This window comes from Luminiphilus sp. nBUS_07 (assembly GCF_051201685.1).
GTDB lineage: Bacteria > Pseudomonadota > Gammaproteobacteria > Pseudomonadales > Halieaceae > Luminiphilus.
On the sequence record NZ_CP179213.1, the window covers coordinates 1,301,096 to 1,317,239 of the forward strand.

Annotated in this window: 13 protein-coding genes and 1 pseudogene; 12 read left to right on the top strand and 2 right to left on the bottom strand. The window is 54.2% G+C overall.

Going from position 1 to position 16,144, the window contains the following annotated elements:
• Positions 1–26: 26 nt before the first annotated feature.
• Positions 27–3,103: pseudogene (locus ACMAZB_RS05750) on the top strand (efflux RND transporter permease subunit).
• Here ACMAZB_RS05750 and ACMAZB_RS05755 read toward each other — a convergent pair.
• Both ACMAZB_RS05755 and ACMAZB_RS05760 read right to left on the bottom strand, forming a co-directional pair.
• Positions 3,084–4,592, bottom strand: coding sequence for a peptide MFS transporter (locus ACMAZB_RS05755; RefSeq protein ID WP_435215216.1), 1,509 nt, complete (start codon positions 4,590–4,592; stop codon positions 3,084–3,086). The pseudogene ACMAZB_RS05750 and the gene ACMAZB_RS05755 overlap by 20 nt on opposite strands.
• A 35-nt stretch (positions 4,593–4,627) precedes the next feature.
• Positions 4,628–5,653 carry a tRNA dihydrouridine synthase gene (locus tag ACMAZB_RS05760; protein WP_435219773.1) on the bottom strand — a complete coding sequence of 342 codons (1,026 nt, stop codon included), beginning with the start codon at positions 5,651–5,653 and terminating at the stop codon, positions 4,628–4,630.
• 93 nt (positions 5,654–5,746) lie between these two features.
• On the opposite strand from ACMAZB_RS05760, the gene accA reads away from it, so the two are divergent.
• The 11 genes from accA (at position 5,747) to ACMAZB_RS05815 (ending at position 16,084) form a co-directional block, all read left to right on the top strand.
• Positions 5,747–6,694, top strand: coding sequence for an acetyl-CoA carboxylase carboxyl transferase subunit alpha (accA, locus tag ACMAZB_RS05765; RefSeq protein WP_435215220.1), 948 nt, complete (start codon positions 5,747–5,749; stop codon positions 6,692–6,694).
• An 80-nt stretch (positions 6,695–6,774) separates the two neighbouring features.
• Positions 6,775–8,037, top strand: a complete 1,263-nt coding sequence (gene tilS, locus ACMAZB_RS05770; RefSeq protein WP_435219774.1) for a tRNA lysidine(34) synthetase TilS — start codon at positions 6,775–6,777, stop codon at positions 8,035–8,037.
• Between the two features lie 119 nt (positions 8,038–8,156).
• Positions 8,157–9,809 (top strand): CTP synthase, encoded by a 1,653-nt coding sequence (locus tag ACMAZB_RS05775; RefSeq protein ID WP_435215224.1) that lies wholly within the window; start codon positions 8,157–8,159, stop codon positions 9,807–9,809.
• 3 nt (positions 9,810–9,812) lie between these two features.
• Positions 9,813–10,670: a 3-deoxy-8-phosphooctulonate synthase gene (kdsA, locus tag ACMAZB_RS05780; RefSeq protein ID WP_435219775.1), complete on the top strand. Its 858-nt coding sequence runs from the start codon at positions 9,813–9,815 to the stop codon at positions 10,668–10,670.
• Positions 10,671–10,690: 20 nt separating this feature from the next.
• Positions 10,691–11,980 (top strand): phosphopyruvate hydratase, encoded by a 1,290-nt coding sequence (gene eno, locus ACMAZB_RS05785; RefSeq protein WP_435215228.1) that lies wholly within the window; start codon positions 10,691–10,693, stop codon positions 11,978–11,980.
• Positions 11,981–11,985: 5 nt separating this feature from the next.
• A complete protein-coding gene (gene ftsB, locus ACMAZB_RS05790) occupies positions 11,986–12,282 on the top strand; it encodes a cell division protein FtsB (protein WP_435215230.1) in 297 nt (98 codons plus the stop codon).
• A complete protein-coding gene (ispD, locus tag ACMAZB_RS05795; RefSeq protein WP_435215232.1) occupies positions 12,279–12,983 on the top strand; it encodes a 2-C-methyl-D-erythritol 4-phosphate cytidylyltransferase in 705 nt (234 codons plus the stop codon). The genes ftsB and ispD overlap by 4 nt, the downstream gene beginning before the upstream one ends.
• Entirely contained in the window at positions 12,983–13,471 is a 489-nt protein-coding gene (gene ispF, locus ACMAZB_RS05800) for a 2-C-methyl-D-erythritol 2,4-cyclodiphosphate synthase (RefSeq protein WP_435215959.1), read from the top strand. The genes ispD and ispF overlap by 1 nt, the downstream gene beginning before the upstream one ends.
• A gap of 3 nt (positions 13,472–13,474) precedes the next feature.
• Positions 13,475–14,128, top strand: coding sequence for a protein-L-isoaspartate(D-aspartate) O-methyltransferase (locus ACMAZB_RS05805; protein WP_435215234.1), 654 nt, complete (start codon positions 13,475–13,477; stop codon positions 14,126–14,128).
• Positions 14,128–15,078, top strand: a complete 951-nt coding sequence (locus ACMAZB_RS05810; RefSeq protein WP_435219776.1) for a DUF368 domain-containing protein — start codon at positions 14,128–14,130, stop codon at positions 15,076–15,078. Before ACMAZB_RS05805 ends, ACMAZB_RS05810 begins: the two co-directional genes overlap by 1 nt.
• A 1-nt stretch (position 15,079) precedes the next feature.
• Positions 15,080–16,084 carry a peptidoglycan DD-metalloendopeptidase family protein gene (locus ACMAZB_RS05815; protein ID WP_435219777.1) on the top strand — a complete coding sequence of 335 codons (1,005 nt, stop codon included), beginning with the start codon at positions 15,080–15,082 and terminating at the stop codon, positions 16,082–16,084.
• The last annotated feature ends 60 nt before the right edge of the window (positions 16,085–16,144 follow it).

Consider the following 16,144-nt stretch of genomic DNA (forward strand, 5'->3'; position numbering starts at 1 on the left):
GAAATCCGGTAGCAGCGAATTTGCTGATGCTGGGTATTATTATTTCGGGTTGGTTGGGTCTGCAAAATATCGAGAAAGAGGCCTTTCCTACCGTGAGCCCTTATCAGGTTCAAGTGGAGGTTATTTGGCCAGGTGCGTCCCCGCGAGAGGTGGAGCAACAGGTCATTCAGCGCATCGAGGATGCTGTTGAAAACGTTAACAACGTTTATCGGGTTTATTCCGAGGCCAGAGAGGGCTTTGGCAATGTAAGCGTTGAGACTTATGCCAACGTTGACATCAACGCGTTCGTCAATGATGTCAAAAACGCTGTTGACGCCGTGACCTCGCTGCCCAGAGACATTGAAAACCCGAGAGTACGACGGCTTGAGTGGCGGCAAGAGATGCTGCGAGTTGCTGTTATTGGCGATATTGACGAGCGAGCGCTCACGCGACTAGCCGAGGATCTTCGTCAGGATCTGGCCTCACGAGCCTATATCTCCAAGGTTGAACTCTTTGGCGTTAGGCAAGAAGAGGTCACCATTGAACTCTCAGAAACGGCTTTGCGGCGTTATGGCGTGACCTTCGCCGAGGTTGCGGGAGTTATCCGAGGAAGCTCAATCAATTCCTCCTCAGGTCAGGTCAAAGCAGCGACGGGTGATGTGCAGTTACGGGTGCTCAACCTCGCCGATACGCAGCGCGATTTTGAAAATATTATTGTTAAACAAACACGCGAGGGCGGCACTATTCGCGTGGGCGATGTCGCGAGGGTAGTTGACGGGTACGAAGAAAGCGAAATCATAGCCACCCTCAACGGTAAGCCTGCAGTATTGCTGCAGGTGCAAGCCACTGACGATATGCAGGTGGTGAAGTCCAGTGAAGCGGCGAAGCGCTGGATCACGGATACGCAACCTACGCTCCCTCCCGGCATCGAATTAATGATGTGGTTTGATACCGCCGATATTTATACCTCGCGTATGGATCTCATCACCGAATCATCAGTACTGGGTCTGCTTCTGGTATTTATCGTTTTAGTGCTGACGACTCGACCCGCCGTCGCGCTGTGGGTGACTGCAGGTATTGGTGTTGCCTTCATGGGGGCTTTTGCATTTTTGCCGGCCAGTGATGTTTCGCTAAATGTTATTTCGACCTTCGCGTTTTTGTTGGTACTGGGGATCGTGGTAGATGATGCGATCGTGGTGGGTGAAAGCATTCACCACCACAACCATAGTATGGGTCTCAGTGGCGAGGAGTCAGCAGTTGCTGGGGCGGTGAGTGTCGCGCGCCCTGTGATCTTCGCCGTATTAACGACTATTGTAGCTTTTGCCCCTGGCTTTTTGTTTCGGGTATTGATGCACAAGTGACGCGGCAGCTGTCCATTGTCATCACGCTGGCCCTGATCATGTCGCTGATTGAAGCTTTTTTTATTCTCCCAGTGCACTTGCGGCACATTGAGCCGCGCAAAAATTTGAAAGGCATTAAGCTTTGGCAACAAAATATTGCCCACTCCATTGTTGATTTTGCGCACAATTATTACGGCCCTTTTCTCGAGCGCTGCATCCGTAACCGTTACACCACAACCATGGTGTTCCTGGTGGGATTCATGATTTCTATCGGCCTTTTCGCGACTGGCTGGGTTAAGTTTTTCTTCATGCCCCAGGTAGAAAATGAGCAAATTTACATCAGCGTTGATCTGCCAATTGGCACCCCTTACGACCGTGCGCTACAAATATTGGATCAGTTGCAAGTTGCTGAGAAAGCGCTGATCGCCGAGGTAGAGGATTCAGCGCAAGACTCAGGAGAGGGAACTGGCAAGCTAATAGAAGGTTGGTACACCCGCGCTAGGCCCGAAAATGTGATTGCCATCGTTAGGTTGGCTCCCCCTGAAGTGAGAGATCTCAGTGCTCGAGCTGCTGCTGAGCGGTTAAGAGAATTGGCAGGGGACTTTCCAGATGCTGAAAAAGTAGAAGTGCGCTACACCCTCAATGAGGGTTCGCCCACGGTGACCTTCTTATTACAGCATCAAGATTTTGCCTCGCTCAAATCAGCGAGTGAAGATCTACAGCTGCATTTGCAAGGTTATGACGCCGCTTACTACGTGCGCGACGATCAGCAGGGCGAGTTGAGTGAGCTGAGATTTTCATTAAAGCCCGGCGCTGAAAAGCTCAGTGTCGATCTTGCAGAGGTGTCGCGACAGGTGCGGCAGGCTTACTACGGAGAAGAAGTACAGCGACTGCCGAGAGAGTTTGGAGACGTAAAAGTCATGGTGCGCTATCCCCGCGATGCCCGCAGTGAATTATCGTCCCTTGATGACTTCATGATTAGAATGCCCGATGGCCGCAGTATTCCCCTTATGTCCGTTGTAGATGTGTCTTTTGGTACGGGAGTTCAACGTATTAATCGGCGCAACGGCGAGCGCTTTGTTCGGGTCGTAGCCAATGTAGAGCGCGACGCTATGGAAGAGATATCCAGTACGGTGAGCGATGACTACATGCCGTTACTGGAGAGTAAATATCCGGGTTTAAAGGTCTTAAAGGGAGGCACTCAAGAGTCTGAGGCAGAGTTTTATAGTGAGATAGCGGCGTTGTATACCGTGGCGCTCTTTGCCATATATGCGCTCATTGCAGTGGCATTCAGGTCCTATGCGTTACCGTTGCTTATTATGACGGCGATCCCCTTTGGCTTCATGGGTGCTATTTTTGGCCACTTACTTTTTGATATGCCCTTAGCCCTATTTTCTTACTTTGGTATCGGGGCAGCAGCGGGTGTTGTGGTCAACGACAATCTGGTTTTGGTGGATTATATTCGCCGACGAGAAGACGACGGTCTTAGCTCGGCGGAGGCCGTGATAGATGCCGCGATTAATCGTTTTAGGCCTATTTTTCTGACAACCGTTACGACCTGTGTCGGATTGCTACCGATCATGGCAGAGCGATCTACCACTGCGGAGTTCCTCAAACCTGCAGTGCTGTCGCTGTCGTTCGGCGTTTTATTTGCATTGTTTGTGAGTCTGCTAATGGTCCCAGCCCTTTATATGATCGGCTGGGACTATCAACAGCTTGTCAGGCGCCTAAAAGGTCAGGAGCCTGCTAGTGAGGGCTCCGCAGTTAGCGAATCCCGTGCATGAGGCGCTTCAGAAGCGGTGTGGCAATAAGTAGTACCACACCGGCAATGACTCCCGCCCACAGCAGTTGGTCGAATAATGTGACGAACCCGTCGGATCCGGACACCATCGTGCCTAGCAGCGCTGCCACGTAGCCCGAGTAGGCCGAGGCAAGAAACCATGCGCCCATCATTACGCCAACGACTCCGGGCACCGAAAGTTTGGTGACGGCCGACAGACCGACAGGGCTGAGACAAAGCTCGCCGGTAGTGTGCAGCAAGTAGGCAAGAATTAACCACCAGGCAGAGACAACGCCGGCTTCGTTAGGAAATTGTGCGCCGTAGGCCAGGGCGCCAAAGCCCAGTCCTGCCTGAATGATGCCCAGTCCAAACTTTACCGGAGTGCCGGGTTCCATATTTCTCCGGCCCAGCCACGTCCATAGAAATGCAAACAGTGGTGCCAGAGTGAATATGAAAAAGGAATTCGCCGCGCCAAACTGCGATGCGGTCAGCGTTACCCCAAATAGCGACTTGTCGGTATCTCTATCTGCAAACAGCGTCATGGAGCCAGCTGCTTGCTCAAAGAGCGCCCAGAAAAAGACGGTTGAGATAATAAGAGCGACCAAAGCCAGCATGCGATCCCGTTGTATACGGTCACAGCGGGCGAAGATATACCAGCCCAAACCGCCCAATGTCGCCAGTGACACCACGTTGAGAAGTGTTCCCACAACGGCGGTAACCTGAACGATCTGCCAGATCACAAAGACCCCTGCAATGCCACTGAGATAAATCAGGTGGTCCACTCGTAGAGGGCCTCTTTTCTCACGCAGTGCAGACGTTGAGGGCGCTTCACCGTGTCCCTCTAGCAGGGGCTGTCCCCAAAGAAAAAGCACGAGCCCCAGTGCCATACCTATACCTGCGGCACCGAAACCGTAGGCCCAGCCATAAACCTCTCCAAGCCAGCCACAAAGCAGGGTGGCGGTAAATGCGCCAATATTGATGCCCATGTAAAAAATAGTGAAGCCCGCATCCCGTCTGGGATCGTCTTCGCCGTAAAGTTTACCCACGACTGTTGAGATATTCGGTTTCAGGAATCCCACGCCCATGATGATTAAGGCCAGTGAGAGATAAAAAATTTGCAGCGCGCCATCGTCTCGCACCACATCACCATCGAGCATTCGTGCTTGCTCACCTTCGAATGCCATGCCTAGGTGGCCTGCGACCAGCAGCAGTCCGCCGTACACTACGGCCCGGCGCATGCCTAAGTACCTATCGGCGATGAGGCCGCCCAACAGGGGCATAGCGTATACCAACGCGGTATAGCTGCCTAAAACAGCCAATCCAGCCGCATCGTCAAACAAGTGGTACTTGGTGAGATAAAGCAGCAGCAAGTACTTCATGCCGTAAAAAGAAAAGCGCTCCCAAAGCTCAGTACCAAAACAAATGTACAAGCCAGCTGGGTGGCCCATAAACTCTCGGCCGCGTTGTAACGGGCTGTTCGCTGTTGTAGTCATAGGGTCTTGGATTCCTTCCTGATATCGAAAAAGGGTTATGCAGCTTCCGAAATGGCGGGTGCAATGTCGTCTAGCGCTTGATCCATAACATCAAAATCTCTGATGCGTTTGACGGAAGCAAATAAAGCGCCAGCTTGGGGGAAATAATGCTTAAGGTAAACCAGCCATTGCTTTAGTGGATTACAGGCATATCGGGGTTCATAGGCATTGGCGTTGCTGCGCAGGTACGTTTGCAAAAGCGGAAAAACCTCGGCCCATGTCATGGCTGGGGTGTTTAACCCCTGCCAGGTGTTGCGAACAGCGCGGGCGAGATCGGGCCGGCAAAGGGCGCCACGCGCCAACATGAAGTTGTGGCAGTGGCTGACCTCGCCACAGCGTATGACGTCCCCCGGGGACCAAAGCTCTCCATTTGCAATAATCGGTATCGGGGATTCTTGAGCAATAGCAGCCAATCGTGACCAGTGTGCGGGCGGGCGATAGCCTTGGCGGCGGGTCCTTGCGTGAATAGTCAGCTCAGAGACCCCGCCGTCCATGGCCGCTTTTACAATGGCCTCAAATTGCCCGTCATCGTCGAAACCCAGCCTGATTTTGGCTGTGACAGGCACCTCTGGCGTTACGGCGTCGCGAACTTCCGAGCAGACGGCACGCAAAACATCAGGTGTTTTTAGAAGAACGGCGCCGCCGTTGGATTTGTTCACGGTCTTGGCAGGGCAGCCAAAATTGAGGTCGATCCCCGGTGCGCCGAGTTTTTCAGCCACCTGTGCGTTGCGAGCCATGAGGTCGGGGTTGTTGCCCAATAATTGCAAAAAAACTGGGGTGCCCGCAGGGGTCCTGCCACCCAGCGCAAGTTCAGGGCACAGCCTATAAAAGACTCGGGGTGGCAGCACGGTTTGAGAAATTCGAACAAACTCCGTAACACAACGGTCGTAACCGCCAATGTTTGTGAGCAGTTCTCGCATAACGCTATCGATCACGCCCTCCATAGGTGCGAGGACCAAACGGTGGTCTGCTGTGGGGGTTTTGATCGTATCGGAGGTCATCATCGCGCGACAAGCATACATGACCCGGTAATAGAGTCCTATGTTGGCATGGCGTGTAGGGCCACCCTTTTGTAGACTAGGGCCATAAACAGGCAGCCGAGACGGTAAGTGTCCATGAATCCCAATTACCTCGATTTTGAACAACCCATCGCCGAGCTTGAGGGCAAGATTGAGGAACTCAGCAATGTGGGTTCCGATGCGGACATAAATCTTGCCGAGGAAATCGATCGGCTACGTGAGAAGAGCACGGGTCTCACTGAAAAAATTTATGCCGATCTCAGCCCTTGGGATATTGTCCGGGTCGCTCGACATCCCTTGCGTCCTTATACATTGGATTATATCGACCATGTTTTTACCGAATTCGATGAATTACACGGAGATCGGCATTTTGGCGATGACAAAGCGATTGTAGGGGGTGTGGCCCGTCTCGATGATCGTCCTGTCATGGTGATTGGACAGGAAAAAGGTCGAACGGTTAAAGATAAGGTCTACCGAAACTTCGGGATGCCTAAACCTGAGGGATATCGGAAGGCGTTGCGCTTAATGGAGATGGCGGAGCGCTTCAAAATGCCGGTGGTCACTCTCATCGATACGCCCGGAGCCTACCCCGGCATTGACTCAGAAGAACGCGGCATTTCTGAAGCGATTGCGCAAAATCTAGCAGTTATGTCGCGTTTGCGAACGCCGATTGTATGCACCGTTATTGGTGAAGGATCCTCGGGCGGCGCATTGGGCATTGGTGTTGGCGATCATCTTGCGATGTTGCAGTACGCCACATACTTCGTGATTTCCCCAGAAGGGTGCGCCAATATTATTTGGAAGAGCAGTGAGTTTGCACCACAGGCGGCTTCCGCAATGGGCGTAACTTCAAGCACTTTGGAAGATTTAGACATTGTTGATGCAACGATCCGTGAGCCTTTGGGGGGCGCTCATCGAGACCCTCTGGAAATGGCACGTCGTGTGAAAGCACATTTGGTAGAGCAGGTAGATAGGCTTTGCTCAGTGGAGACAGACGTTATGCTGGAGGCGCGGTACCAGCGGCTTATGTCGTACGGTAACTGACTCTGCCCGATACCTCTTTACTCGATGAGTTAACCCCCGAGTTTAAGCAGGACCACAACGCAAGCGCGTGGGTGGTGGGCTTGAGTGGCGGCTGTGACAGTATGGTGCTGCTCCACTTAGCGGCAATGTGGCGCGATGGCGGGGGACCGGCAGTGCGTGCGGTACACGTCCATCATGGCCTGTCTCAAGAGGCTGATGCTTGGACGGAACTCTGCGAGAAGGTTTGTCAGCAATACTCGGTCGACTTGTCGGTTTATCGGGTTTGCCCAGCTACAGATCAGGGTAAAGGCCTCGAGGCTGCAGCCAGAACCGCGCGTTACGGTGTTTACCGGCAACATTTACAAGCTCAAGAAGTTCTGCTGCTCGCGCATCATGCCGACGATCAGGTTGAGACGGTTATGCAGCGCTTATTGCGCGGCACAGGGCCCAGAGGGCTCGCTGGGATGCCTCGGCGCCGGGCGTTGGGGCAGGGCTATTTATCTCGACCCTTACTCGGTGTGCCGCGCTCAGCTATCAGGAGTTGGGCTGAACACCACGCCCTCGCTTATGTGACGGATGCCAGCAACCTTGATGATCGCTTTGACAGGGGGTTTTTGCGGACTCAGATCCTTCCAAAACTAGGCCAGCGGTGGCCTGGCTATCGTGAGTCTATTCGACGGGCGACGACGTTACAGGCAGATTTTCTGAGGCAATACTACGAGCAGCCACTGGTGTTGACTGAGAATGCGATGGGTGAGGACGCACTGGCCTACAACGCTAACGACGATTCGGAGGAAAGTCGGCGATTATTGGCGTCTTCCTTGCACCGTTGGCTCTCTGAGCAGGCAGTAGATGTACCGGGGGCTGTGCGACTCACCGAGTTTGTTCGCCAGTGTTTTGAGGCTCGAGCCGATCGCTGCCCTGAAATCGATGTGGGTGGCGGTGTGTTACGAGCTTGGCGTGGGTTGATAAGTTTTTCGTTCCTTCGCTCTGAACCACGCCCCCACCTAGCCGCAAACTTAATGGCCGGAGAGTGCAGTGAAGTGGGTTGCGGCGAGGTGACTTGGGTTCTTACATCGGGGAGTCAGGGGTTTTGCCCCGGAGAGGCGGTCTCTGTGAGGTATCGGGCTGAAGGGGAGCGTTTTAGGCGCACAGGTGCGCATACGCGGGACTTTGGGACCCTGTGTCAGGCCCATGACGTGCCGCCCTGGTGGCGATCGAGACTGCCTGTTTTCTGCCGTGGAGAGACCCCCTTATACATTCCCTTGATCGGGGCATTGTGGGAGCTAGAACATGACGAGAAGGATGGTTCCCAGCGCCTCGTGCCCCTGTGGCAGTCGATTAAACCTTCACCTTGGAATTGAGTGCGTCGCGGCGAGATGGTAGACTAACTTCCCATCTGAGTTAAGGTGACGACGGCCTCTATGGCGCTGTCACTAACGGCTTCAACCTCATGGGGTTCGCCCCTGCAACGGTGGTCGGCATGACGCGTTATGTGTTCGTTACAGGTGGGGTAGTTTCTTCCCTAGGCAAAGGTATTGCTGCGGCTTCTCTCGCCGCCGTTTTGGAAGCGCGGGGATTGAAGGTCACCCTTCTCAAATTAGACCCCTACATAAATCTTGACCCCGGTACGATGAGCCCTTTCCAGCACGGCGAGGTGTTCGTGACCGATGATGGTGCCGAGACCGATTTGGATCTGGGACACTACGAGCGCTTTACCCGAACGACCATGACGAAGCGTAATAACTTCACCACCGGGCGAGTTTACGACGCTGTGCTGCGTAAAGAGCGCCGCGGTGACTATTTGGGTGGCACGGTGCAGGTGATTCCTCACGTCACCGATGAAATCAAACGCCGGGTCATTGAGGGTGCTGATGGCGCTGATGTGGCGGTGGTAGAAGTTGGCGGTACTGCGGGCGATATTGAGAGTCAGCCATTTCTTGAGGCTGTTCGGCAGCTCAAGTTGGAGTTGGGTGCAACCCGGGCGCTGCTTATGCACCTTACCCTGATTCCTTACATTGCCACCGCAGGAGAGATAAAAACAAAGCCCACTCAGCACTCTGTCAAAGAGCTGCGCTCAATTGGTCTTCAACCCGACGTCCTGCTGTGCCGCTGCGCTGTCGATGTCGATGAGGGTGCGCGGCGTAAAATTTCACTCTTTACCAACGTAGAGTTTCGAGCGGTTATTCCTCTGCTCGATGCCGATTCTATTTATAAAATTCCGGGAAATTTGAGCGTTAATGGCCTAGACGACTATGTGCTTGAACAGTTCCAGCTCGAATGCCCGGCCGCTGATTTGTCAGAGTGGGACGAAGTTGTTGCCCGAGAGTTTAGTGAAACTCGAGGCACTGTGACGGTAGGGATGGTGGGCAAGTACGTCGATTTGGCCGATGCCTACAAGTCGCTGAATGAAGCGCTTCATCATGCGGGGCTGCAGACTTTGACCAAAGTCGATATTCAGTATATCGACGCTGAGGATATAGAGTCTCAGGGGGTCGCACTGCTGGCAAACCTCGATGCAATTCTGGTGCCAGGGGGTTTTGGTGACAGAGGTATCAATGGAAAAATTGAAGCCGTGCGTTACGCTCGAGAAAATAACATTCCGTTTTTAGGCATTTGCCTCGGGATGCACATGGCTATGATCGAGTATGGTCGTCATGTATGCGGACTCACTGGGGCCCACTCGTCAGAAATGGAGCCCAATACCCCTCATCCGGTGGTCGCTTTGATCACTGAATGGCAGGATGCGGATGGCACATTCGAACGGCGTGATGAGCAGTCCGATTTGGGAGGAACCATGCGATTGGGAGCCCAAACGTGTCACCTTGTAGAGGGCAGTTTGGCTCACCAAGTTTATGGTGCACCGGAAATCCGCGAACGGCATCGGCACCGTTATGAGATCAACAACAATTACGTAGCCCAAATTGAGGCCGCAGGGCTTCGCGTCGGGGGCTGGTCAAAGGACCGCGAGTTGGTCGAAATGGTCGAGCTGCCTTCACACCCCTGGTTTTTGGCCTGCCAGTTTCACCCTGAGTTCACTTCAAGGCCCCGGGGCGGACACCCACTGTTCACCAGTTATATTGAAGCAGCGCTGCAGCATACCGAAGAGCTGGCAGCGTCAAAGGCTAAAGGCTGACTCGTGTCTGACACTCCAGTTACCATTTCTGCCGGCGATATTCAGTTTGGCAACCATTTGCCTTTCGTACTCATTGGGGGAATTAACGTTCTCGAGAGCGAGCAGTTTGCAGTCGATGTCGCAGGACATTACCGCGAGGTTTGCGAACGCTTATCCATTCCGCTGGTGTTCAAAGCGTCCTACGACAAAGCCAATCGCTCTTCGGTGAAATCTTATAGAGGACCCGGGCTGGAGTTGGGGCTTAAGCAACTGGGTGCGGTAAAACGCGCGCTGGGTGTTGCCACACTGACCGATGTTCATGCGCCTGACGAAGCCGCTGCCGCTGCTGAGGTTTGTGACATTATCCAGCTCCCTGCTTTTCTTGCGCGCCAGACCGATTTAATACAGGCAATGGCGACAACGGGAGCCGTTGTAAATATCAAAAAACCCCAGTTTTTAAGTCCAGAGCAAATGGCCCACATCGTGGATAAGTTTCGTGAGTGTGGCAATGACCAGCTATTACTTTGTGAGCGGGGCAGTAATTTTGGCTATGACAACCTCGTTGTCGACATGCTCGGCTTTGGCGTGATGCAGCGCGTCTCGGGCGGCTTGCCGCTAATCTTTGACGTGACGCACGCCCTGCAACGTCGAGACCCCGGGCAAAGCGCTTCAGGTGGTCGCAGGCAACAAGTGTTGTCATTGGCGCGATCAGGTATGGCCGTGGGTCTTGCTGGTTTATTTTTGGAAGCCCACCCCGATCCCGATAAAGCCTTGTGCGATGGTCCCAGCGCACTGCCGCTGCACCTGCTTGAGCCTTTTCTTGAGCAAGTCAAAGCCGTTGATACGATGGCAAAAGCCTTACCCCACCTCACCATTAATTAAACACAACTGGAGAACCTGAAGTGAACGAGATCGTCGACGTACGTGCTTTCGAAGTATTGGACTCACGGGGAAATCCCACGGTAATGGCGGAGGTCACGCTAGACAACGATGCGGTGGGCGTTGCTTGTGCACCCTCCGGTGCTAGTACCGGGAGCCGAGAGGCTCTGGAATTGCGCGACAACGATCCGAAACGGTACCTCGGCAAGGGAGTTTTACAGGCAGTGGGCAATGTTAACGGGCCCATTCGTGATCTGCTTCTGGGACACGATGCTAGCGATCAGCGGGGCATCGATCAGCGTATGATTGAGGCCGATGGCACTGAAAATAAAGGGGAATTTGGCGCCAATGCCATCCTCGCGGTTTCATTGGCTGCGGCCAAAGTGGCAGCAACGGCCAGCGGTATTCCTCTTTACCAACACATTGCCAATCTATCGGGTAATGAGCAGATGACGATGCCCGTGCCGATGATGAATATTCTTAACGGTGGTGAGCACGCCGACAATAATGTCGATATACAAGAGTTCATGATTCAGCCAGTTTCTGCCGGTACTTTCTCGGATGCGCTGCGGATTGGGGCAGAAATTTTTCATCATTTAAAGAAGGTGCTATCTGCTCGTGGTCTGGCGACGGCAGTGGGCGATGAGGGTGGGTTTGCGCCCAATCTCCCCTCGAATGCCGCGGCCCTCGATGTCATTGCTGAGGCCGTTGATGTGGCGGGGTACAAGCTTGGGTCAGACATTACTTTAGCCCTCGACTGTGCCGCTTCTGAATTTTATAAAGATGGCCTCTACGATCTCCAGGGCGAGGGCCGGCAATTCAATAGCAGCGAATTTGCCGACTACTTGGGCGATTTGTGCAACCAACACCCCATTATTTCCATCGAAGACGGGCTGGACGAGTCCGATTGGGAGGGATGGGCAACGCTGACCCAAAAACTTGGGGATCGCATTCAGTTAGTTGGCGACGACCTCTTTGTGACCAATACAAAAATCTTGGAGCGCGGAATCCGCGAAAACATCGGCAATTCGATTTTGATTAAATTTAATCAGATCGGCTCTTTGTCGGAGACCTTGGACGCCATTGCCATGGCGCGAGGCGCAGGTTACACAGCCGTGATTTCCCATCGATCTGGGGAAACCGAAGACGCCACGATTGCCGATCTCGCGGTGGGTACGGGCGCAGGACAGATAAAAACCGGGTCGCTGTGTCGATCAGATCGCGTTGCCAAGTACAATCGGTTGTTGCGTATTGAGGCTGCGCTGGGACTAACGGCGCCTTATCGTGGCCGCGACGAGTTTGCTCGAGGCTAATGCCCATGCGTATCTTGGCTGCCGTGTTACTGAGCCTGATGGTGTTTCTTCAGTACCGACTCTGGTTTGGCGAGGGGGGCATTGCCGAGGGTGTGCGATTACAGGAAAAAATTGTGGTAGAGGAAGCGCGTAATGCTGAACTGAAGGCCCGTAACGATCGCTTGGCGCATCAGGTACTGGAGCTTCAAAACGGTCATTTAGCCGTAGAGCAGCATGCGCGGGAGGAGCTGGGGCTGGTGAAAGACGACGAAACCTACTATCAGTTTGTCGAGCCATCGGAGCCGGCGTCTCCGCAACCATGAGTAGCCTGTGGGCCGTAGTTCCTGCGGCTGGGTCGGGCCAGCGTATGGCCGCAGAAATACCCAAGCAATACCTGCGAATTGCAGGGGCCACCATTCTTGAATACGCCCTGCGTGCACTACTCGCTTGCCCCGATGTGCGTGGTGTCGTCGTGGTAGTAGATCCTGCAGATCGCCGCGCGGATGAGATTTTGAGCCTTAGTGATCCCAGAGTTACCCGGGCTTCTGGTGGGGCAGAGCGGGCTGACTCGGTTCTATCAGGACTGCGCAGTCTTGCCGGTATTGCCGCGCAAGACGACTGGGTCCTGGTGCACGATGCCGCTCGGCCCTGCTTGCCTTTGGCAGATTTGCAGCGCTTTATCGATGCCATTAAAGCAGGTGGTGTCGGCGGTCTGCTGGCGCAGAGGGTCAGTGATACGATTAAGCGAGTGGGGAAGGACCAACGCGTTGAAGAAACCTTGGACAGAGAGAGCTTGTGGCGCGCTCAGACCCCTCAAATGTTCCGCTGGTCTGAGCTCTCTTTCGCTTTAGAACAGTCACTGGATAAAGGCCTGCCGGTCACCGACGAGGCCAGTGCGATGGAGCAGGCGGGGTATGACGTACAAATTGTTGAAGGGCCCTCCTGCAATTTGAAGGTGACGGTGCCAGATGACCTGAGGGTTGCTGAGTATTATTTAAAAACGTGGGCGGTGAAGCGAACATGATGCGTATCGGACATGGTTTTGACGTCCATGCTTTTGGTCCCGGAGACCACGTCATTTTAGGCGGCGAAAAAATTTCCCACAGCGCCGGTCTGGTTGCCCATTCCGACGGTGATGTGGTGCTTCACGCCCTTTGTGATGCGCTCTTGGGAGCGGCTGGGTTAGGGGACATTGGGAAGCACTTCCCCGATACCGACGCGGCTTATGCCAATGCCGACAGCCGTGGGCTATTGCGACATGTTGTGACCTTGCTGGGAGCGCAACAGTGGCAGGCCATGAACGTTGATATCACCATCATCGCGCAGCAGCCAAAAATGGCCCCCCACATTGACGCCATGCGCGCTCATATTGCGAGTGATCTTGGGGTCGAGCTTAATGCCGTTAACGTCAAGGCAACTACGACAGAAAAGCTGGGCTACATTGGGCGAGAAGAGGGTATCGCGTGCCACGCTGTCACCCTGCTGACTGCACGGGCCGGTGAAGGGGCCTGATCGATGGACCGTGACGGAATTGGCATGACCTCCATGCGAACGCGCCAGAGACTGGTGCAGCGTTTGGTGGAGCAGGGCATTACATCGACTCAAGTCCTTGAGGCTGTCCGGTCAACACCGCGACATTTATTTGTTGATGAGGCCCTTGCCCACCGTGCCTATGAGGACACTGCGCTGCCTATTGGATGGAACCAAACGCTGTCACAGCCTTATATTGTGGCCAGAATGACCGAGCTGGCAATAGCCAATGGCACACCGAAAAAAGTCCTCGAGATTGGCAGTGGATCGGGCTATCAAACAGCCATACTCGCGCAAGTCTCGGGGGAGGTTTATGCGATGGAGCGGATCAAAGGTCTCTCAGATCGATCGCGGAAGCGTTTCAGAGATCTGCGCTTGCGCAACGTTCAGCTGCGATTTGGTGATGGTCTCGCGGGCTGGCCAGATAAAGGTCCCTTTGACGTAATTTTATCGGCCGCCGCACCGGAACAAGTACCATCGGCATTGCTGGAGCAGCTAGCCATGGGGGGGCGCCTAATTATGCCCGTAGGCAACCGGGCTCAGGATTTAGTTGTCGTGCACGCAACCGAGTCAGGCTTTGAAACTGAGGCTGTAGAGCCAGTTAATTTTGTGCCGATGTTGCCGGGGGTGGAGCGATAATGGCGATTCCAAGCTGGAGCATTTTTCTGCGTGGGGCTGCGATGGGCGCCGCTGATCTTGTCCCTGGAGTCTCTGGGGGCACGGTAGCCCTCATTACCGGAATCTATCCGCGACTTTTGGCCGCAGTGACATCGGTGAACGCGTCTGCCATGCGCCTGTTGTTACGCGGGCAATGGCAGGCTCTTTGGCGACACGTCGATGGCGAGTTTCTGTTGCCCCTTATGTTGGGTATTGGGTCGGCTATTTTTAGTTTGGCTGGAACACTGAAATTGTTGCTGGCGACACAGCCTCTTTTAGTTTGGTCGTTTTTTTGTGGCTTGGTGTTGGTGTCGAGTTTGACACTTATGCGCACCGAAATTGCGCGTCTGACGCCCACTGTTGTCCTCATGTCGTTGCTGGGCGTAGCCGCGATGTTGCTGCTGGGATTGGGCTCTGGAATTAGTTTTCCACAGCACTTGGGCGGTTTTTTTGTGGCGGGATTGCTAGGTATTTGCGCGATGATTTTACCCGGTATTTCAGGCAGTTTTATTTTGTTGCTGCTTGGCATGTATGGGCCAATTATTTCGGCAGTTGCCGATCGAGAATGGATTCCCTTAATAGTGTTCGCTGGGGGCTGCGGCATTGGCCTGCTTATTTCTAGTCGATTTCTGAGTTTTGTATTAGCCCGGGCGCGCGTTGCCACTATGGCACTTCTGGTGGGATTTTTACTGGGCTCTTTGGTCATTTTATGGCCATGGCAACAGGTGCTGCAGACAACGATCGACAGCGATGGTCAGGTTCGCCCCACACAAACGGCCCCGGTCTCGCCGTTCTACTACGAGCAAACTACGGGGGATAGTCAGTTACTAGGCTGTTTACTCAGTGCTGCATTGGGTGCAGGCCTTGTTATTTCGCTGCATAGGTTGGCGGGTCGCTCAGCGACGAATCGAGCTGCGGATGTGCCGCAGTAGTATGACCGTCCCATGGGCAAGGCTATGCTACTTAGCGATCGCTTTACTGTGGGGTTGTTCGAATAATCCGCCAGCGCCTATTGAAACTCGACAAGGCGTTACCCTCGAGCGCAATAGGGACGCCGTCACCCCTGAGGTGGCGCACGCTCCCCAGTACGGTGGCTCTCTTGACCATGGTGAGCCGTACACTGTGCAAGAGGGCGATACCTTATATTCGATCGCTTTCCGTCTCGGTGCTGATTATCGATTACTAGCCAGAGCCAATGATATTGCGCCCCCTTATCTTATTTATCCGGGGCAAACTCTCAGCACCATCGATCCTGTTGCGGGCTCTGTGGTCGATGGGTCGGCAGCTGTCGCTTTATCTCATCCGCCAGCGCCAAAGGCGGTCGAGGTTAAATCCAAACCTGAACTAAAGTCTGTGTCTCAGCCCCAATCACAAACTCAACCCGCAGAGAAACCTCAGCCGGCAGCGCCGAAAGGTTCAGTAACAACTTCTGCTGCCGAGGCAAGTGGGCAAGGGGCAACGCCGCCTAAAGTGACTTCAAGTCCACCCCCGACCAAAGCGATACCCGTGGCTAAAGCGCCAGCCCCGCAGGTTAAATCGGTGGTTGGCGGCGAGGCGCCTACGCTGGGACCTGTGACCCGCTGGTTGTGGCCGGGCAAGGGCCCGGTGGAGCGTGCCTATTCGGCCGTGCTCCATAAGGGTATCGACATTGCTGGTCAGCGTGGTGATCCGGTTTATGCCACGGCTGCGGGTGTGGTTGTGTATGCAGGTACCGGCGTGAAGGGGTACGGTGCGTTGCTGATCGTTAAACACAACGACCAGTTTCTCAGTGCTTATGGGCACAATGACGCGATGCTGGTAGCAGAGGGTGCCAATATCCGTGCCGGACAACAGTTAGCCCGGATGGGCAGCAGCGGGACAGACACCGTCAAGTTGCACTTTGAGATTCGCCGCAAGGGACAGCCGGTTGATCCACTGCGCTTACTGCCCCGCCGTTAAGATGTGACACCACTCAACGGCGCCTCTCCACAGGCTTACGCCACAAAGCTCTCTGGTTTG

Bases quoted from the DNA above. Each gene is read 5' to 3' on its own strand.
- ACMAZB_RS05755 (WP_435215216.1), bottom strand. From the start codon at position 4,592: ATGACTACAACAGCGAACAGCCCGTTACAACGCGGCCGAGAGTTTATG.
- ACMAZB_RS05760 (WP_435219773.1), bottom strand. From the start codon at position 5,653: ATGTATGCTTGTCGCGCGATGATGACCTCCGATACGATCAAAACCCCC.
- accA (WP_435215220.1), top strand. From the start codon at position 5,747: ATGAATCCCAATTACCTCGATTTTGAACAACCCATCGCCGAGCTTGAG.
- ACMAZB_RS05775 (WP_435215224.1), top strand. From the start codon at position 8,157: ATGACGCGTTATGTGTTCGTTACAGGTGGGGTAGTTTCTTCCCTAGGC.
- ftsB (WP_435215230.1), top strand. From the start codon at position 11,986: ATGCGTATCTTGGCTGCCGTGTTACTGAGCCTGATGGTGTTTCTTCAG.
- ispD (WP_435215232.1), top strand. From the start codon at position 12,279: ATGAGTAGCCTGTGGGCCGTAGTTCCTGCGGCTGGGTCGGGCCAGCGT.
- ispF (WP_435215959.1), top strand. From the start codon at position 12,983: ATGCGTATCGGACATGGTTTTGACGTCCATGCTTTTGGTCCCGGAGAC.
- ACMAZB_RS05805 (WP_435215234.1), top strand. From the start codon at position 13,475: ATGGACCGTGACGGAATTGGCATGACCTCCATGCGAACGCGCCAGAGA.
- ACMAZB_RS05810 (WP_435219776.1), top strand. From the start codon at position 14,128: ATGGCGATTCCAAGCTGGAGCATTTTTCTGCGTGGGGCTGCGATGGGC.
- ACMAZB_RS05815 (WP_435219777.1), top strand. From the start codon at position 15,080: ATGACCGTCCCATGGGCAAGGCTATGCTACTTAGCGATCGCTTTACTG.